The following is a 17,363-nucleotide window of genomic DNA, read 5'->3' on the forward strand; positions in this document are numbered from 1 at the left end:
TCAAATGTGATAAAAGTCACTTCAAGTTTCGGAAGTGACTTTCACCAATACCTGACTCAATTATTGATTAGAATCGACATTTATGTTGTTACTAGAAAGAAGTGGTTTTACCCTGCTATTAACATTCTCTTTGTCTTGCCCTTCTTTTAGTACCTTCGCAGTAATAATTCCTACGAGCAAAGCCCACACCGCTGAAGAGATTTGAAACATAGATATTCCTGACACTGCAACAATAAAAGTGAAGGTTGTTGAAATGTAGTACTGATTATTTGCAAATGCAGAATGAAGACTTCCTGTTAGGATCCCTAATAATGAAAAGCCTGCAATAATAGTTAAATAGGCACCTGGTAATAACTGAATAAAAGGAATGGTGAACCAAGCAAATATCCCGAAAAGTGCGATGATAGAACCAGCAATTACTGCTGCCCAGTACCTTTTTTCTTTAGGTCCTGCATCTGAACTACTACAAAGAGCCGTTGTCATTCCCCCTACTCCTGCAGCATGGCCGCCGAAGAACCCAGCCATTGTTGTTGCGATCCCTGAAACAATAATCGTCCTTGAAATAGGGGGATTATAACCATTTTTCTTCAACGATGACAGTGCAACAGCTGATTCATTACTTAATATTAAAAAAGTAATCGGTAACGACAATGAAATTATTCCTACAACCGAAAATTGAGGCATGATCACTTCAGGAATGACAAGCTGAATTCCTGAAAAACCGGACACAGGATAAAAAATAAACAAACCAAATGTTCCTAATAGTAAAGCCCCGATAAATCTCGGGATTTTATTGGATATAAAAGGTGTTATGAAAAATCCTAGAATGGCTAAACCCCCTACAATCGGCAGTTCTTTTATAGCAGGGAACATCTTCACAACATAGTTTAATAGTAATCCTGCTAGCATAGCATCGATAAGAGGAGTGGGAACCATTTTGATAAGCCTATTAAATACTCCAGTAAATCCAATTACTACAATGAACAAGCCAGCAATAATGTAACTCCCTACAAGCTCAGGAAGTGAATAATACAGAGCCGAAACACTAAGAAACACAACAGTGGTCAAAGAATGTGCTCCTATTAAAGGCATTTTACTAGAGAGTGTTAGAATAAGACTGGCTATTCCGCCAAAAGCATAAATAGCAAATATCCACGAAACTAATTCAGCTTGATTATAACCTGCAGAATTAGCAGCATCTATTACAAAAACAGCTGCACCAGTACAAGCCAAGATGGCCGCTGCTATACCTACAAAAGTGTTTTGAATATTCACCTACTAACTTCCTTTCCCTTTGATATATCAGCTCATCCTATTGGATAAGGGGAAATAAATGAGAAATCGCGGCTCCTTTTACCAAGGATCCGCGATTCATCTTACAATTCACCCAGTAAATCTGGTAAGAACAATATGATTTCTGGAACGAACGTAATTAACAATACAACCATGAACAGGATGATAAAGAACGGTATAATCTTCTTACTAATGGATTCAATGGACGCGTTACTAATACCGGACGCAATGACAATATTTAACGCCATTGGAGGTGTTAACATTCCGATGGATGTGTTTACTACTAAAATGATACCTAGTACAAGGGGATCTAACCCTATAGCTGCTGCTATTGGTAACAACATCGGTGTTAGAAGTAAAATAATCGCATTCGTCTCTAAGAAAATACCGAAAATTAAAAGAAGAACGTTTATGGCTAATAGAATTACAACTGGATTATCCGAGATTCCCAACATAGCTTGAGCAAGTGTATCAGGTATTCTCTCAGAAGTTAGTAACCAAGAAAAAGCACTTGAAGTAGCAATAACAAAGAAAACAATGGCCGTACTTTGTCCAGCATTTAGGATAATCTGATACAGATCTTTAATCTTAATTTCACGATAAACAGCTAATGTAACAATCAAGGCATAAATACACGCTACAGCCGCTGCTTCCGTTGGAGTGAAGACCCCTCCGTAAATTCCACCTAAAACGATGATCGGCATTAATAGAGCTAAGATGGCTTCTTTAAAGGACCCTCCTAGTTCTTTCAAAGATAATCTTCCCTTAGGTAAATTGTGCTTGTTAGCAAAGTACATAATGGTGACACAAAGAGCAAGAACCATCAATAATGCGGGTATGAAACCGGCTATAAAGAGAGTTCCAATGGATACCCCACTGATAACACCATATGTAATCATCGGAACACTTGGTGGAACAACCACTCCTAATGTACCAGATGATGCAACTAACGCACTTGCGTAGTCCTTTGGATATTTTTCCTTAACCATTGACGGAATCATGATTTTACCGATGGCTGCAACAGTAGCCGCATTGGACCCTGAGATCGCTCCAAAAAAACCAGATGAAAATACAGCAATGATACCTAGTCCACCCGGAAGAGAACCTACAAGACTTTTGGCAAAGTTAATTAACCGACTTGAGATCCCTCCCGATTGCATAATGGAACCGGCCAGCATAAAGAAAGGAATGGCCATAAAAGGAAAGGAGTCAATCGATGTGAACATACGTTGTGGAATCACTGTCATGGGAATACCTAAATCACCACCAATAATGGCAAAAAAGGTAGCTAACCCCAAACTGACAGCAATCGGAACATTCAGCAATAGCAATATAGCCAGGCTTATAAATAGAATCGCAGCTGTCATAGTTCAATTTCCTCCTTTTCCTGCGTTGAAAAATCATTTAATTTCACAGATGTAGTGGCCATCTGTATCGTTCTCACGATGATCATCACTGATCCAAATAATACTGCACTATACACGAGCCAAATCGGGATTCCCATGGCCGGTGAAGTTTGAGTATTTTGGAATTGGTTACTAACTAATAAAAACGTAAAATACGACACCATTCCACCAAATAAAATGATTAAAGCTGCACGGACAAAGAATAAAAACTTTTGAGCTGTTGGAGGAAATTTATTCACAAAAAAGCTTAACCCTAGATGAGAATTCCTCTTAAACCCTAAGCCAATACCTGCGAATGCTAACCAAACCATTAAATAACGGGATGCCTCTTCTGCCCATGTTAAAGAGCCTATTTCGAAATATCGGAAAACGGTGGCTGAAAATACGAAAAGAAGCATGAGAGGAAAGGTAACAATCAAAATATATTCTTCAATCCGATCTAAACTACGTAAAATCCCTTTCATAGTGGACACCTCCAATTAGCAATACAGGGGAATTTTAAAATTCCCCTGTATTGTTACTACTTATTCAACGTTTTGGATTTTTTCGATGATATCTCCAAATTCATCTTCATACATTTCCCAAATTGGTTCTGAAGCTTTTTGGAATGCCTCAACATCTACTTCATTGACCTTCATACCTTCAGATTTGAGTTGCTCTAAGTATTCTGCATCATTATCCGCCAATAACTGACGTTCGTAGTCTCTTGCCTGGTCTGCTGCCTTTTGAACAGCCTCTTGCATTTCTGGTGAAAGTTCTTGCCATGTGCTTTCAGAAATGAGGACTTGAGCAGGACCGTAGAAGTGACCTGTTAAAGAAAGGAATTCTTGAGCCTCAGAGAACTTATTAGTAGCGATAATAGCTAAAGGATTCTCTTGACCATCTACTGTTTTTTGTTGAAGTGCTGTGTAAAGTTCACCAAATGCCATTGATGTAACATTAGCACCCCATGCTTTAAACGTATCTACGTAAATACCGTTTTCTGGAACTCTTATTTTAATGCCTTTTAGATCCTCAGGCGTTACAATCGGCTTAGAGCTATTCGTGACATTTCTGAACCCATTTTCCCAATAAGAAAGAAGTCTTAAATCACTGTTTGGAAGATTCTCTGCTAGCTCTTTTCCAATTTCCCCATCTAGAACTTTATATGCATGCTCTCTATCTCTAAAAATATATGGTAAATCTAGTACACCCATTTTCGGCTCAAACCCACCAATAGTACCTGGTGCAATTGCAATATCTACTGTTCCAAGCTGTAAACCTTCTGTTAAATCACGCTCACTACCTAATTGTGAACTATGGAAGATTTCAACTTTTACATCTTGTGGAGCGTTTGCTTCTAACACTTCTTTAAATTTCTCAGCAGCTAAGTTGTATGGATGATCAGGTGCAAGTACGTGACCAAACTTTAGTACGATTTCTTTATCACTGTCCCCACCAGCTTCAGAACCTCCACATGCTGCTAAAACAAAGACCATACTGGCTGTTATCATTAAAAGTAATAGTTTTTTCATGAATGTTTCCTCCCTCGTCCTTTTAAGTAAATATTTTATTGGTTAACATTTTCATTGCGTCGATACCTTCGTTTTATCAATAAAAATGTGATGCCCACTGTAATTACCACTACTCACGTTATCCTTCAAATATTTAGCTGTTTGAAGGAGCGTGTCAAAATCCACTCCGGTGTCATATCCCATCCTATTGACCATATAGACGAAATCTTCCGTAGAAGTATTTCCGGAAGCACCTGGTGCAAATGGACATCCCCCTAATCCACCAATAGCAGTTTGAACCTTATCAATCCCACACTCAACTGCAGTGAACGTGTTGATAATCCCCATATTTCTTGTATCGTGAATATGGATTTGGAATTCGCAATCTTGGTATGTACGTAATGCACTACCTACGACTTCCTTAATTAGTTCTGGATGTGCTAACCCTACGGTGTCACATAGGTTGAAAGAACGAATGCCAATGTTATAGGCTCTTTGTAAGAATGCCATCACTCTTTCAAGTGAGATATCTCCCTCAAACGGGCAACCAAACGTTGTAGCTACATCTAGATTGATTTTGATATCAGGGTATAGCTCCAGAATTTGTGCCAATTCCTCAAAGGATTGATCGTGTGTTCTTTTCACATTTTTTTCATTGTGCGTGTCACTCACGGAAATAACGTAAGTCAGTTCCTTTAGACCACATTCAACAGCTGCCTTTGCCCCATAGAGATTAGGGACTAATGTAAAAAGCTGTAAATCTGGATATCTTTCTAAACAGGCAGTTGTGACGTCTTTTGCATCCTTCATCTGAGCAATCGCTTTTGGACTAACAAACGATGTCACCTGGATACTTTTAATTCCGGACTTCACAAGGCCATCGATTACCTTTAATTTGACATCTGTAGGTATAAATTCAGGAACATTTTGAAATCCATCCCTTGGTCCTACTTCGATGATTTCTATTTTTTTAGGAGCCACTATTCCTACCTCCTGGTTGGTTTAATAGACCGTTTTGTAAATGTCGATTAGGTCTTCCCTAGATAGCTCAACAAAGTTATTGATCAACAATCTTTGCTGGCTTTCAATGACCTTATCCACATAGCGTTCAATGTCTTCTTCTTTAACGCCATATTCTCGTAGCTTTTTCTTCGGAATCAATTTATCAATTAGTTCCTCTAACGCTTGGAAAGAACCTTTGATATCCGTATCGATCCCTAACGCATGGTTAATGACATCAGATAGTTCCTGAAGCTTTCCAGTAGGAGCTTTCTCTGCATACTTATTAAAAACTCCCGCTAAAAATCTTGCATTGGATTCACCGTGTGCTACATGATGGACACTTCCAAAATGCATCGCGAATGCGTGAACAGCTCCACATACTGTGTTCGAAAGTGCCACTCCAGCGAACGTACTTGCTCTTAAGAACTCATCCATATAGTCAAATCGTTTATCCAAACCTTCCTCAACCAATACTTTATATCGAGAAAGAATAATATCGATTGCCGATTTACAGAAAACATCGTTATACGGGTTTCCTGTTGGCGCTACGAAAATCTCCATCGCATGAATAAGCGCATCCACTGAGCTATAAGTAAAGATTTTTTCAGGAATACTGTCTAGTAGCTCTTCAATCAGAACCGCTGCGTCAGCAAAGTTCTCTTCGATTCGTTTTCCTATTTTGGTCTGTCTTTTCGTAATGTCTACTACAGACACACAGGTTAGCTCACACCCTGTTCCACAGGTAGTTGGGATTAGGATGAGTTCTTTATCTCGAACAAGAGGGATTTTATCTTCAAAAATTTCCTCAGTAGACTGGGCATCCTTGATACAGAGAAGCTTGGCGATATCTAGAATCGTCCCTCCGCCAATGCCTATGATTCTTTTAATTTCTTTCCCATATATATCTTGTAGAATCTTATCGATAATGATGTCACTTGGTTCACCAAGACCATAGTCATCTTGGAAGATAAAATTACAAGTTAGCTTCCCTTTCATATACTTTTCATACAGAAACTTTTCTGTAAAAATTGTATCTTCAGGGGATATATTAAATTGTTCTACAAACTCATCGACTGTTTTTAACTCATAAATAGTCGGTGTTAGTTGGAAGCGATACATGACTGGTTCCTCCCTCTGTTAGACATTTACCGTTGCTAGTAAATCACCGAAAACTTCTTCCTCTGAAGCTGGCTTTCGATCAATTGGCTCAGCCACCCAAGTTGTGTTCATGTAATGCTTTTGCGTCACATTTTCTGAAACGATGTTTCCACCCCATGTTCCGCAACCTAATGAGAACGTATTGGCTAACCCATTGAACCAAGCCCCACTATTTGCAGCGCCGTGTGGCTGTCTAACAATGACTTTCGTTGTTTTTGTATTTAATGCTAGTTGCATAATGTGTTCTTCATTATTGGAATGAATGCCACATGAATGACCATATCCAGAGTACTCTGTGATTCTATTAACCTTCTCAATCGCTTCATCAAATTCGCTATACTTATAAATGGTTAGAACAAGGGACATCTTTTCGCCTGAGAACGGAAAGTCTTTTCCGATTCCTGTTTCTTTTACCATCATAAAAGCTGTATTTTCAGGGATATTTACGCCCGCAAGGTCCGCTATTCGTTGAACTGGCTTAGCTACGATATCTCTAGAAAGATGGCCATCTACCCACATGGTCTCTTGTAGTCTAGCTTTTTCTTCAGGGTTTACAAGGTAGCCCCCTTCTTGTTGGAGAAGTTCCAGCATCTCATCGTACACACTTTCGTGAATGACTAATGAATTCTCAGCAGAACAACCAGAAGCGTTGTCACCTGTTTTTCCGATTTTAATTTTAGCTGCAGTTTCTGCAAGGTCGGCTGTTTCATCCACCACAACAACTGCATTACCTGCTCCAACTCCATATGCAGGCTTTCCAGAACTATAAGCTGCTTTCACCATGTCTCCACTACCCGTAGCCATTGTAAGGTCCGCTTGCTTCATTAACTCTTGGGATAAATCCTTAGATGGCTTGTCGATACAAATAAATAAGTCTTTAGGAGCACCGTTTTTCTCTAAAATATCCCTCATGATGTTTACAACCTTTAAGGATGTATTCTTACTCGCTGGATGCGGAGCAAAGATAACTGCATTTCTAGCTCTTAAGCCTAATACTCCTTTAAAAATAGGAGTTGCTTCAGGGTTCGTACTTGGTACTAATGCGGCAATGACACCAATTGGTTTAGCAAGCTTTGTAATTCCCATTTCAGGGTCACGATCAATAACGCCAACTGTTTTTACATCTTTAATTTGATAAAACACAGCTTGCATTTTATTGGTAAGCTTTGCAATTTTAGACTCAACGTTTCCAATTGCTGTTTCCGCTACACATTCTTCTGCAATTTCTCTTGCTAATTCTGGTCTTGAGAGCGTATATATGATGGCCGCTGCTAATTCATCGACCTTTCGTTGAGAGAATCCTTCTGCAATTTTTTGTGCGGCTCTTGATCTTTCAATCAATTCTTTAACTGTTTGTTCCGTACTCACAATAATCACTCCTCTTTCTATCTAAAGCGTTTTCAAAAATCGCTATATTTTAACGATTGACTATATTAACCGGCTGACCTGATAAGTATTTCTCTAAATTCGAAACAGCAATATCTATCAATCTCTGCCTTGCCTCTTTTGGAGCCCACGATATATGTGGAGTTATGAAGCAGTTTCTTGCTTGTAATAACGGGTTATCGCTTGTAATCGGTTCTGTAGAAACTACATCTACTGCTGCTCCTGCTATTCTTTTGTTGTTTAAAGCATCTGCCAAGGCATATTCATCGATAAGTGGCCCTCTTGCTGTATTGATGATCATGACATTCTGTTTCATTTTTGCGATGGAATCATCGTTAATCATCTCTTTTGTACTTTCTGTTAAAGGACAATGAAGACTAATAACATCAGATTCCTGTAACAGTTCTTCAAGTTCTACGTATGTAACGGAATCACTTTCTAGCGATGGATCTTTTCTCCGAGCATACGCTAACACCTTCATTCCAAAAGCTTTCGCAATGTCTCCAACGGCTTGACCAATTTTTCCATACCCAATGATTCCAATCTTTTTTCCAGCTAACTCAACCAAGGGATGATTCCAAAAGCACCAGTCCAAGGATTCAGTCCAAGCACCTTTTTTCACTGCCTCACTGTGAGAACCAACATGATGACAAAGCTCTAATAATAGAGCGAAAGTCATTTGAGCTACCGCCTGTGTTCCATAGGTTGGAATGTTTGTGACGATAATCCCTCTTTCCTTAGCTGCTTCTATATCAACCACGTTATAACCGGTTGCTAATACTCCGATATATTTGAGGTTAGGTACTTGCTCTAACGTCGTGCGTGTAATAGGTGTCTTATTTGTAAAAACAATCTCTGCGTCTCCGATGTTCTCAACAACTTTTGAATCATCCGTTACATCGAATGTCGTTCGATCGAACACCTTTACATCCCCTAATCGTTCTAAACCTTCCCAACTCAAATCTCCTGGATTTGTTGTATAACCATCAAGCACTACCATTTTCATGAATATCCAATTCCTTTCTATTCAAAAAATCTAGTCGGCTTACGGTTTTTTCTATACTTAAAACTCTCATAACATTCTCTGCCGCTTGTTCAATCAAACTCGATGCATTGTCCATTGCTTCTTCTAGAGACATTGGCTTAGGAATGATATCTAGCACGGCTGTTACTCCGTGAGCATACACTTCAGCAGCCCCTTCCCCAATGCTACCTACAATCGCAATCACCGGAACTTTATGTCTGGCTGCTCGCTTAGCCACTCCAACGGGAACTTTTCCGTAGATAGATTGACTATCGATTCTACCCTCACCTGTAATAACCAAATCTGCGTCTAGTAAATGTCGGTCAATCCCTGTAACCTCTAGGATTTTTTCAACGCCTGGATATAGCTCCACGTTACAAAAAGCAACCAAACCTGCTCCTAGTCCCCCAGCTGCACCTGCACCAGGAACATCAAGTACATCTATTCCAAGCTTTTTTTCAATGACAGAAGCATAATGTTTTAAATTGGCATCAAGTTGTTTTACGATTTCTGGTGTTGCTCCTTTTTGTGGACCATAAATGTAAGAGGCACCTTTTTCTCCACAAAGTGGATTGGTTACATCAGACATGACGATAATTTCAGTTTCTTTTATTCTAGGATCTAACTGAGTTGTATCAATATCTGTTAGCCGCGCTAATTCCGCACCACCAAAACCAATTTCTTTTCCGTCTTGATCCTTAAAAGAAACACCTAATGCCTGTGCCATCCCCACACCGCCATCGTTGGTAGCGCTTCCACCAATGCCTATAAATATTTTTTTACACCCTTTATCTATTGCTGCTTTAATCATTTGTCCTGTACCGTATGTAGTAGACTTCAAAGGATCCAGTTCATCCTTCTTTAATAGAGGAAGACCCGAAGCTGAAGCCATTTCGATAACGGCCACATTTCCTTCGAGAATACCGTATGAGGCACTTATTTTATTCCCAAGTGGTCCGATAACCTCTACCGTTTCATACTTGCCTCCGGTGCCTAGAACCAGTGCATCCACGGTTCCTTCACCACCATCTGCAACAGGAATTTTCACGATTTCAGCATCCTTCTTTATTCGCCTTATACCTTTCTCAATAGCCGTTGCAACTTCAACTGTTGAACAGCTCCCTTTAAATGAATCAGAAGCTATGACTATTTTCATTGTGACCCCTCTCTGGTAACATCCTTCTTGCTGCATGCAGGATTCTGAAATGTTAATTTGAAAAAAGTTTATTTTTCCTAGTAATTAAAAATTTATTACTTTTCAGAACATTAAGCTATGTTACAGAGAACTAAAACGCTTACAATTGACGACTATTATTTTGTTACTCATAACATTGACGGGTTTCCAGACTGCTCTGATTTGTAGATTAAAACGGCGATAAATAGTACCACCAAATCACGAGTAATCCTAGGGTCATAGCCAGTCACTGACTTAATCTTATTTAACTTGTACTGCAAAGTATTTTTGTGAAGAAACAGTTCGTCTGCTGTTTTCATAATAGAACCATTGTTTCTAAAATAGGTAGATAATAGCTCCATGTAGTCATTAAGAGAGCGCTCGTCCATGTTTTTAAAAATATCATGAAGATATTTTTTCTTAACTTCATCAGATAGATCATCAATAATGACTTCCAAGTCTAACTCAGAATAATCAACATAAAATAAATCCTTCGATGATAGGGCTACCTTTAATGCCCCTCTTGCTTTCTGATAAGATTCGCTCAATTCATCCTCATTATGACTTAGACTTCCTATCCCAAAGTAAATGGTATTTTTATATTCTTTAAGAAGAGTTGAATGTATATTTTCGACCCATCCTTTTATATCATTCACACTATTTTCATTTAAAATCAGAATATAGTTCATACCACTCTGGATAAGGAAATTCTGTGGGTCAAATTCTATAAACCTTTTAATAAAGTTATAGATTTTTTCATTTATAACAGGAGTCTTAGGTGACTTTTTATTTGTCTTTTCATGTATTCTTGCCACTAACACTACTCTGGGAATATCTAATTTAATGTTTAAAAGTTCGGACCGCATTTTAATTGCATCACGGTCTTCTTCATGTATTCTGAATAAAATCTCTTCAATAAATTGCTTTTGGCTTTCCCGCTCGATTTTGTTTTGCTCCACAATATATGCTTCTTTAATTAGAATCTCAGTCATACTCTGTATGATCTTCCCATATTTCGATACTTCTTCTTCTGATCCGGTTATCCCGATAATTCCAACAATGGTATCCTCAAAATAAACGGGCAGATTAATCCCTTTGCGTGTTCCCTCATATTGATTTTCACTCGTAATAACGAGCATATCCTTCTTTTTAAGAACCGTTTGTGCTCCACCATGAAACTTCCCAATCCTCTTTTGGTCGGTACTGGCGATAATAATGCAATTCACATCAATAAAGTTAATATCCTGGTTTATGATTTCCTTCATTCTATCTACAATCACTTGAGCTAAAGCTTCAGGTACGTTCATCATTCAACTCACCCCTCTAAAAATAAAACCCCTGCTGATTGTTGTAATAAAACGTGAACCACAACAACCTGGGCAGAGGTTTAAAACCATTGCAATATAAAAGAAGCTAATAGTATTGTTGAATCTCCCAAAGTTGTTGCTTCTTATAGCGATCAAATATTCAATCAATTAAATGAATTCACAAACATCTTACTTTATTATAGTACAACATCACTACTTTAGGGAGACAAATAGATACAAATTTCGACATATGCCTCGTCGAATGAAACTATTTATGAAATAAAACGTATTTTTAAAGAGAAGGTTTACTAGAATAATTTCTACATGTATTTTTAAGAACTAAAAAATAATCGAGGTGGCTTACTATAGAGTCGAAGCAAGAATTACTCATTGAGTTAGAAAAGGTCGAAAAGTGGGAGAAAGACCAAGGTGGATTGTGGTTTTGGGAGAGAATTGGTCGACTTCCGTTTAAACTATTAGACAAGATTACTCCCAAGTTTATACACAAAAAAATTGGCGTACTACTGGATGAATTAGGGAGTTATATTCATTCCGGTGGACAGTATTTGACGAGAGAAAAAGCGGTACTAAAGGAAATTCAGAAGTTTGTAGACACACCGATTAACAGTCTAGATGAAGTTAAAAAACTACCTCTCCGTGTCATGAGCGAGGCGAGTGTTTCATTGACTGAGAACCGGGTGAAATTTGCAACCGTACAGGGAGCTACAACAGGTTTTGGAGGTATTTTTACACTTGCCATTGATATTCCAGCATTACTAGGGCTTTCTCTTAAGACCCTTCAAGAGATAGCGATCCTTCATGGTTACGACCCAAATGAGAAGAGTGAAAGAGTTTTTATAGTAAAATGCCTGCAGTTCTCGTCTTCAGATATTGTGGGTAAGAAAGCTATTTTAAAAGAGCTTTCTACATACTATAAAAAGGATGTTGAGTCTCAGGAAATGATGTCACAACTTCAGGGGTGGCGTGAAGTGGTATATACGTACCGCGACCAGTTTGGGTGGAAGAAATTTTTTCAAATGATCCCTGTTGCCGGGTTGCTTTTCGGGGCATTTAATAACCGTTCCATGATTCAGGACATTTCGGAGGTTGGAATGATGCTGTATAGAAAACGCCGGATACTAGAACGGATTGAAATGGACGGTACTGATGGGAAAGAGCAAATGGTAGATACCCACTAAAAGTATAGGGACTGTGTAAAAGGTCGGCAAAGTCCCCCTCGAAAACCGGCATTTTATAAAAATAACGGAACCTGTATCCGGGTAGTTTGCGAAGCGGACAGGAGTTCCGTTATTTGCCTAAAAAAGCGTGTTTTCAATGGTTTGGCGGACAGAGAATCCACTATTTGACCAAAATCAGCCGAAAAAGAACTCAAAACAGTTAAATAGCGGAACGAGAGTCCGGTTAACCCGCAAAATTCGTTCTTTTTATAAGAATAACGGAACCTGTGTCCGGGTAGTTTGCGAAGCGGACAGGAGTTCCGTTATTTGCCTAAAAAAGGGGGTTTTTAAGGGTTTGGCGGACAAACTGAACAAACCAAAGGATGCGGTGAACACAATTTACTTTCTTCTCCGCATCCATTATTTTAATAGCTTACCGGTCAGACTGAATTTTAAACAAACGTTTGTTTAAATTTAAAAGCCGTCTAACACTCAGACCAAAAACTATGGTAAGTACACCCCTATTCCCGGTCCAAACGGAATGCCTAGTAATGCGAATGCAACAAGTAAGACTAGCCAAATGGTATAGAAAATAATGGTGTAAGGGAGCATTAGGGATATCAATGTTCCTAAACCGGCTTTTTTATCATATTCCCTCATAAAGGCAAGAACAATAAGGATATACGGGTTAAGTGGAGTGATGATGTTGGTTGATGAGTCAGCAATACGATATGCGGCTTGGATGAATGCAGGATGATAGTCTAATAGCATCATCATTGGGATAAAAACAGGTGCCTCTAGAGCCCACTGTGCAGATCCACTGAAGATGAGAAGATTTAAAAGGGCTGTTAACATCGAGAAACCAATAACGACTGGGAGTCCTGTTAGATCAATTGAGGTTAAAAACTCAGCTCCGTTTACAGCAACCCACGTTCCTAGGTTACTCCAGTTGAAGTAAGCGATAAATTGAGCGGCAGCAAAAATCAGGACGATATAGCCTGACATGTCTTTCATTGCTTCCGCCATATATTTTGGAATATCCTTTGTACCTGTTATCTTCTTCACAGTAACCCCGTAAGCAACAGCTACAGTAATGAAGAAAAAGAGGATGATCGGAACAATATTACTTAAAAACGGGGATGGTACAATTCCACCATCTTCATTTCGCAAAGGGGAATTCGGCCAAAATAAAACGAGTGCGACAAGACCTAAGTAGACGAGACCCGCAATTGCACTGTTTCTAAGCGCTCTTCCTTCCAGTGGGCTTGACTCTTCCAAAGCTTTATCAACTTTTCCTTTATAAGTGCCAAGTCTAGGTTCAATAATTTTCTCTGTTATTAAGGCACCTACAATGGAAAGGATGACAACAGAAACGATCATGAAATACCAGTTATCGACCGGGGTAACAATAATATTTGGATCCACTGCTTTAGCTGCTTCAGTAGAAATTCCAGCTAAAAGGGCATCCGTTCCAGCAATAAATATGTTTGCAGTAAAACCAGCTCCAACACCAGCAAAACCGGCTGCTAGACCCGCTAGTGGATGACGACCCACTGTGTAAAATACCATAGCAGCTAATGGAGGAATTAACACGAAAGCAGCATCTGAAGCTAAGTTTCCTAAAATACCGATAAAAATGACAGCATAGGTGATCAGTGATTTCGGTGCATTTAAAATAGACTTTTTAATGGCACTTTCTAAAAGTCCTACTTTTTCAGCTAACCCAATCCCTAGCATCATCGTTAAAACCAGTCCTAACGGTGCAAATCCGGTAAAGTTAGTTAGCATGGATGACAAAATGTAGTTTAAACCTTCACCTGAAACTAAACTTCGCACTGGAAGCTCTTCACCGGTACCAGGGTGGACAACGGAAACCCCCAAACTACTTATTAACCATGAAAGTAGAATAACAAAAGCTGCTAAATAGACAAAAATGAAAAATGGATCAGGGAGCTTATTCCCCGCTCTCTCAATCCCATTTAAAAATCGATACATGAGCTTCGATTGATTGGGGTCTAAATTTGGTTGCGGCTGAGACATATTATCTCACTCTCCTTTTCAACTTCTTCTTTTCAGAAACAAAAATTTGGAGTTTTGTGACATCGTGACAGGCACCTATCGATCTAAGGTTAGTTCGTATATTTTACGGGGTCTTCCACGGCCAACTGATTCTTCGCCTATCACTTTTGCCAGACCTATACGTTCCAACTCAGCTAATATTCTTCTTGCATTTCGTTCTGTACCTTTTAGCCACCGGGCTAAGTTATGAGAAGTCAATTCACCCTGATGATAGTGGTGAGAAAGGGATACAATTTTAGCGACCTGAGAAGAACTTATCGACGCATCTTTAAATTTTTTCTCCCATTCTCCTCCCTTATTTCTCATGACAAAACTCACTTCTCTTTTTTCATCTAATATTTTTTTAATCTCCTTATTTTCATCCGTGATAATAACTACCGCTTCACGTTCTGTTCTAGCATGCTCAAGGGATATTCGAACATGTTCTTCTGCCTCTAGAACCGTCGATCCGTATCCCACCCCCATTCGAATCGGAAGCTGACTATTTACATAGCACTCTTCAATAACGGTAGAATAAGGCTTTTCTTTTATAAAAAGCTCTACTTCCCCTAGAGTGGTGTATATGTAAAAAAGACCATCCCCCACTTCAACAATAGAGCCATTGACTTCTTCCACGAAATCCAAAAGAACTCGCTTTAGCTCTAGCAACTGATGTTTCAGCTTAAACGAAGTCTGATGATCCCTTGCAGACCGAACTGAAGCAATCACCTCAACTCCAATCATCACTAGTTGAGACTTCCTATAAACACTTGATTGGGCACGTTCTTTAATAAGTCCATAAGCCCGATGAACAGCTAATTCCGAGGGGACAACTCGATATACGGGAATCCCTTCCTCTTTTAACGCTACAAAAACGGAATTTACACAAGTAATGACGGCTTCCACTTTCCCTGCCTTGTATAGTCCTTTATGAAAATCTAGAACTTCTTCTGAAGGGACATACTCCGAGTAAGGATGGGTATAGGAATAAATCATTACATCTTGAAGGGAAAAGGATGCTTTTGCTTTTTCAACCTCTTTAGTCTGAATCGTATCGATGCTGATTCGCGTTAAAATTCTCCCCTCTTTTACAAAGGCTTCAAGTAACGTACCTAACATACTGGATCCATGTAATGGAGTATAGCTTCCCTCTTCCTCCTTAATCACCCCTTTCGATAATGCGTAATAATAAGGTAGTGGTCCTGAAAAAAACCAATGATGAACTCCTTCTTTGTTTTCATTTATAATGTCTTCTGTTTCTTCCGTTTTTTGATAAATAAATGAAATCAACTCTAACTCTGAAAAAGGCTCGCCCCCCTTCAGAATCTGTTCTACAGAATCTTCAGGCCCTACCACTCCTATATGAATTTTCACTTGACACACCAGCCTCTAACTTCAAATAGCTTGCTATTCTCTGTATATCCTAATCTTGTAAAACCACCGGGTTGATCCATTGACTCCACCAGGTTCAGCTTTTTCAAACACGACTCGAGCCACGCCTTCAATCTCAGCCCCACCCTAAATTACTGCATCATCTTCTTTCTTTTTTAACTAACCATTTGCAGTTGTTAAAAGAATCCTAGAAAATGTTTCAACAGCAACAGGAATAACCTTTTCATCAAAGTCAAAATAAGGATGATGGTGACCCGCCGGAAGAGGTGATCCAAATATCATAAAGGTAGCTAATCCTCCATGTTGTTGAACTCTATTGATCATAAAAGAAACATCCTCGGAGGCACCGAGTGGAAGCGATGGATGTACTTTTGTTATTGAAGAGCTGGATGTGCATGCCTCTTCAATGATGGAAATAAACTCAGCGTTACAGTCAGCGGAAATCGCCGTTGTTACAACTTCTAATTCAACTTGGACATCATAAATCCCAGCAGTGGAACTGATAATCCGTTCAGCTTCCTCAATCATATAATCATTGAGTTCTGTTGTTTCCCCGCGGGTTTCAATCTCCATCCTTGCGTAATCAGCAATAATGTTCCTCCCACTTCCGGCTTCTAGACGACCGATGTTAATTCTGGTTGCGCCGTCAGCGTGCCGAGTGATGCCATTTAAATGTAAGGATGCCGCTGCTGCAGCAAGAAGCGCATTCCGACCACGATTTGGCTCCAAACCAGCATGAGCCGATTTACCGCGGTAAACGACTGTAATTTTAGAGGTGGATAAAAAATCAGTGGTGGTAGCTGATATTTCACCCGCTGGAATCGAATGAATTCCAATATGTCCACTTAAAAACAAATCGACATCATCTAACCAACCGGCTTCAACCATTGAAAAAGCTCCCCTTCGACCTTCTTCAGCGGGCTGGAACAACAATGTAAATCGGCCCGTTAACTCCTCCTGAAACTCCTTTATAAATTCAGCCACTCCAATTCCAATAACGGCATGCCCATCATGTCCACAGGAATGCATCTTTCCTTTATTTTCAGACCCAAAAGAATGTTCTGTTGGAAAATGGGAAGAATCCGTTGCTTCCTTAATAGGTAACCCATCAATATCGAATCGCATGGCAATATGCTTTCCAGGCTTTCCTGTGTCAAACTGAGCGACTAAACCTGTGTGCCCACCCCTCATTTTTTCTATCCACGGCTCTGGGACGCCTTGATTCCTAGCCTCAAGCTCTACTTCCTGGAGTTCTTCATCACTAGGAACATTAAACCGCTCATCAGAGGCTAGAGCTTCCTTTCCTACTGTTAATGTTAATCCTAATTCATCAAGGACCTTGCCAATTTTGTATGTTGTTACATATTCCGTCCAACCTACTTCTGGCCATCGATGAAATTCTCTTCTCTTCTGAACGAGTGTTGGTGAAACCTTCTCTATGAAACTGCTAAGACGTTCACTCATTTTGGCCCCCCTTTTTATTTAAGGAAAA

At 39.4% G+C, this 17,363-nt stretch carries 14 protein-coding genes; 1 reads left to right on the plus strand and 13 read right to left on the minus strand.

Annotated elements, in window-relative coordinates; genetic code table 11:
• Nucleotides 1–60: 60 nt before the first annotated feature.
• The 10 genes from ABDZ91_RS01970 to ABDZ91_RS02015 form a co-directional block, all read right to left on the minus strand.
• Nucleotides 61–1,275: a benzoate/H(+) symporter BenE family transporter gene (locus ABDZ91_RS01970; protein ID WP_343795848.1), complete on the minus strand. Its 1,215-nt coding sequence runs from the start codon at nt 1,273–1,275 to the stop codon at nt 61–63.
• A gap of 101 nt (nt 1,276–1,376) precedes the next feature.
• The gene (locus ABDZ91_RS01975; RefSeq protein WP_343795850.1) at nt 1,377–2,660 is read right to left on the minus strand and encodes a TRAP transporter large permease; all 1,284 of its coding nucleotides are present in this window, start codon (nt 2,658–2,660) and stop codon (nt 1,377–1,379) included.
• A complete protein-coding gene (locus ABDZ91_RS01980; protein WP_343795852.1) occupies nt 2,657–3,163 on the minus strand; it encodes a TRAP transporter small permease in 507 nt (168 codons plus the stop codon). Before ABDZ91_RS01980 ends, ABDZ91_RS01975 begins: the two co-directional genes overlap by 4 nt.
• A gap of 60 nt (nt 3,164–3,223) precedes the next feature.
• On the minus strand, nt 3,224–4,213 hold the full coding sequence (locus tag ABDZ91_RS01985) for a TRAP transporter substrate-binding protein (RefSeq protein ID WP_343795854.1): 990 nt from the start codon (nt 4,211–4,213) through the stop codon (nt 3,224–3,226).
• A gap of 51 nt (nt 4,214–4,264) precedes the next feature.
• Complete coding sequence (locus ABDZ91_RS01990; protein WP_343795855.1) at nt 4,265–5,173, minus strand: hydroxymethylglutaryl-CoA lyase; 909 nt, start codon at nt 5,171–5,173, stop codon at nt 4,265–4,267.
• A 21-nt stretch (nt 5,174–5,194) separates the two neighbouring features.
• Nucleotides 5,195–6,313, minus strand: coding sequence for an iron-containing alcohol dehydrogenase (locus tag ABDZ91_RS01995; RefSeq protein WP_343795858.1), 1,119 nt, complete (start codon nt 6,311–6,313; stop codon nt 5,195–5,197).
• Between the two features lie 18 nt (nt 6,314–6,331).
• Nucleotides 6,332–7,720 carry an aldehyde dehydrogenase family protein gene (locus ABDZ91_RS02000; RefSeq protein ID WP_343795859.1) on the minus strand — a complete coding sequence of 463 codons (1,389 nt, stop codon included), beginning with the start codon at nt 7,718–7,720 and terminating at the stop codon, nt 6,332–6,334.
• Between the two features lie 49 nt (nt 7,721–7,769).
• Nucleotides 7,770–8,744 carry a D-2-hydroxyacid dehydrogenase gene (locus ABDZ91_RS02005; RefSeq protein WP_343795861.1) on the minus strand — a complete coding sequence of 325 codons (975 nt, stop codon included), beginning with the start codon at nt 8,742–8,744 and terminating at the stop codon, nt 7,770–7,772.
• Nucleotides 8,725–9,918 (minus strand): glycerate kinase, encoded by a 1,194-nt coding sequence (locus ABDZ91_RS02010; RefSeq protein WP_343795863.1) that lies wholly within the window; start codon nt 9,916–9,918, stop codon nt 8,725–8,727. The genes ABDZ91_RS02005 and ABDZ91_RS02010 overlap by 20 nt, the downstream gene beginning before the upstream one ends.
• Before the next feature lie 167 nt (nt 9,919–10,085).
• The gene (locus ABDZ91_RS02015) at nt 10,086–11,246 is read right to left on the minus strand and encodes a CdaR family transcriptional regulator (protein ID WP_343795865.1); all 1,161 of its coding nucleotides are present in this window, start codon (nt 11,244–11,246) and stop codon (nt 10,086–10,088) included.
• A 362-nt stretch (nt 11,247–11,608) separates the two neighbouring features.
• Between ABDZ91_RS02015 and ABDZ91_RS02020 the strand changes: the two genes are divergently transcribed.
• A complete protein-coding gene (locus ABDZ91_RS02020) occupies nt 11,609–12,442 on the plus strand; it encodes an EcsC family protein (protein ID WP_343796172.1) in 834 nt (277 codons plus the stop codon).
• 483 nt (nt 12,443–12,925) lie between these two features.
• Here the strand turns inward: ABDZ91_RS02020 and ABDZ91_RS02025 are convergent, their stop codons facing one another.
• The 3 genes from ABDZ91_RS02025 to ABDZ91_RS02035 form a co-directional block, all read right to left on the minus strand.
• Complete coding sequence (locus tag ABDZ91_RS02025; RefSeq protein WP_343795867.1) at nt 12,926–14,461, minus strand: AbgT family transporter; 1,536 nt, start codon at nt 14,459–14,461, stop codon at nt 12,926–12,928.
• A gap of 75 nt (nt 14,462–14,536) precedes the next feature.
• Nucleotides 14,537–15,853 carry a helix-turn-helix domain-containing protein gene (locus tag ABDZ91_RS02030; RefSeq protein WP_343795869.1) on the minus strand — a complete coding sequence of 439 codons (1,317 nt, stop codon included), beginning with the start codon at nt 15,851–15,853 and terminating at the stop codon, nt 14,537–14,539.
• 177 nt (nt 15,854–16,030) lie between these two features.
• Complete coding sequence (locus ABDZ91_RS02035) at nt 16,031–17,335, minus strand: amidohydrolase (protein WP_343795871.1); 1,305 nt, start codon at nt 17,333–17,335, stop codon at nt 16,031–16,033.
• Nucleotides 17,336–17,363 lie beyond the last annotated feature (28 nt).

This window comes from Bacillus carboniphilus (assembly GCF_039522365.1).
GTDB lineage: Bacteria > Bacillota > Bacilli > Bacillales > JC228 > Bacillus_BF > Bacillus_BF carboniphilus.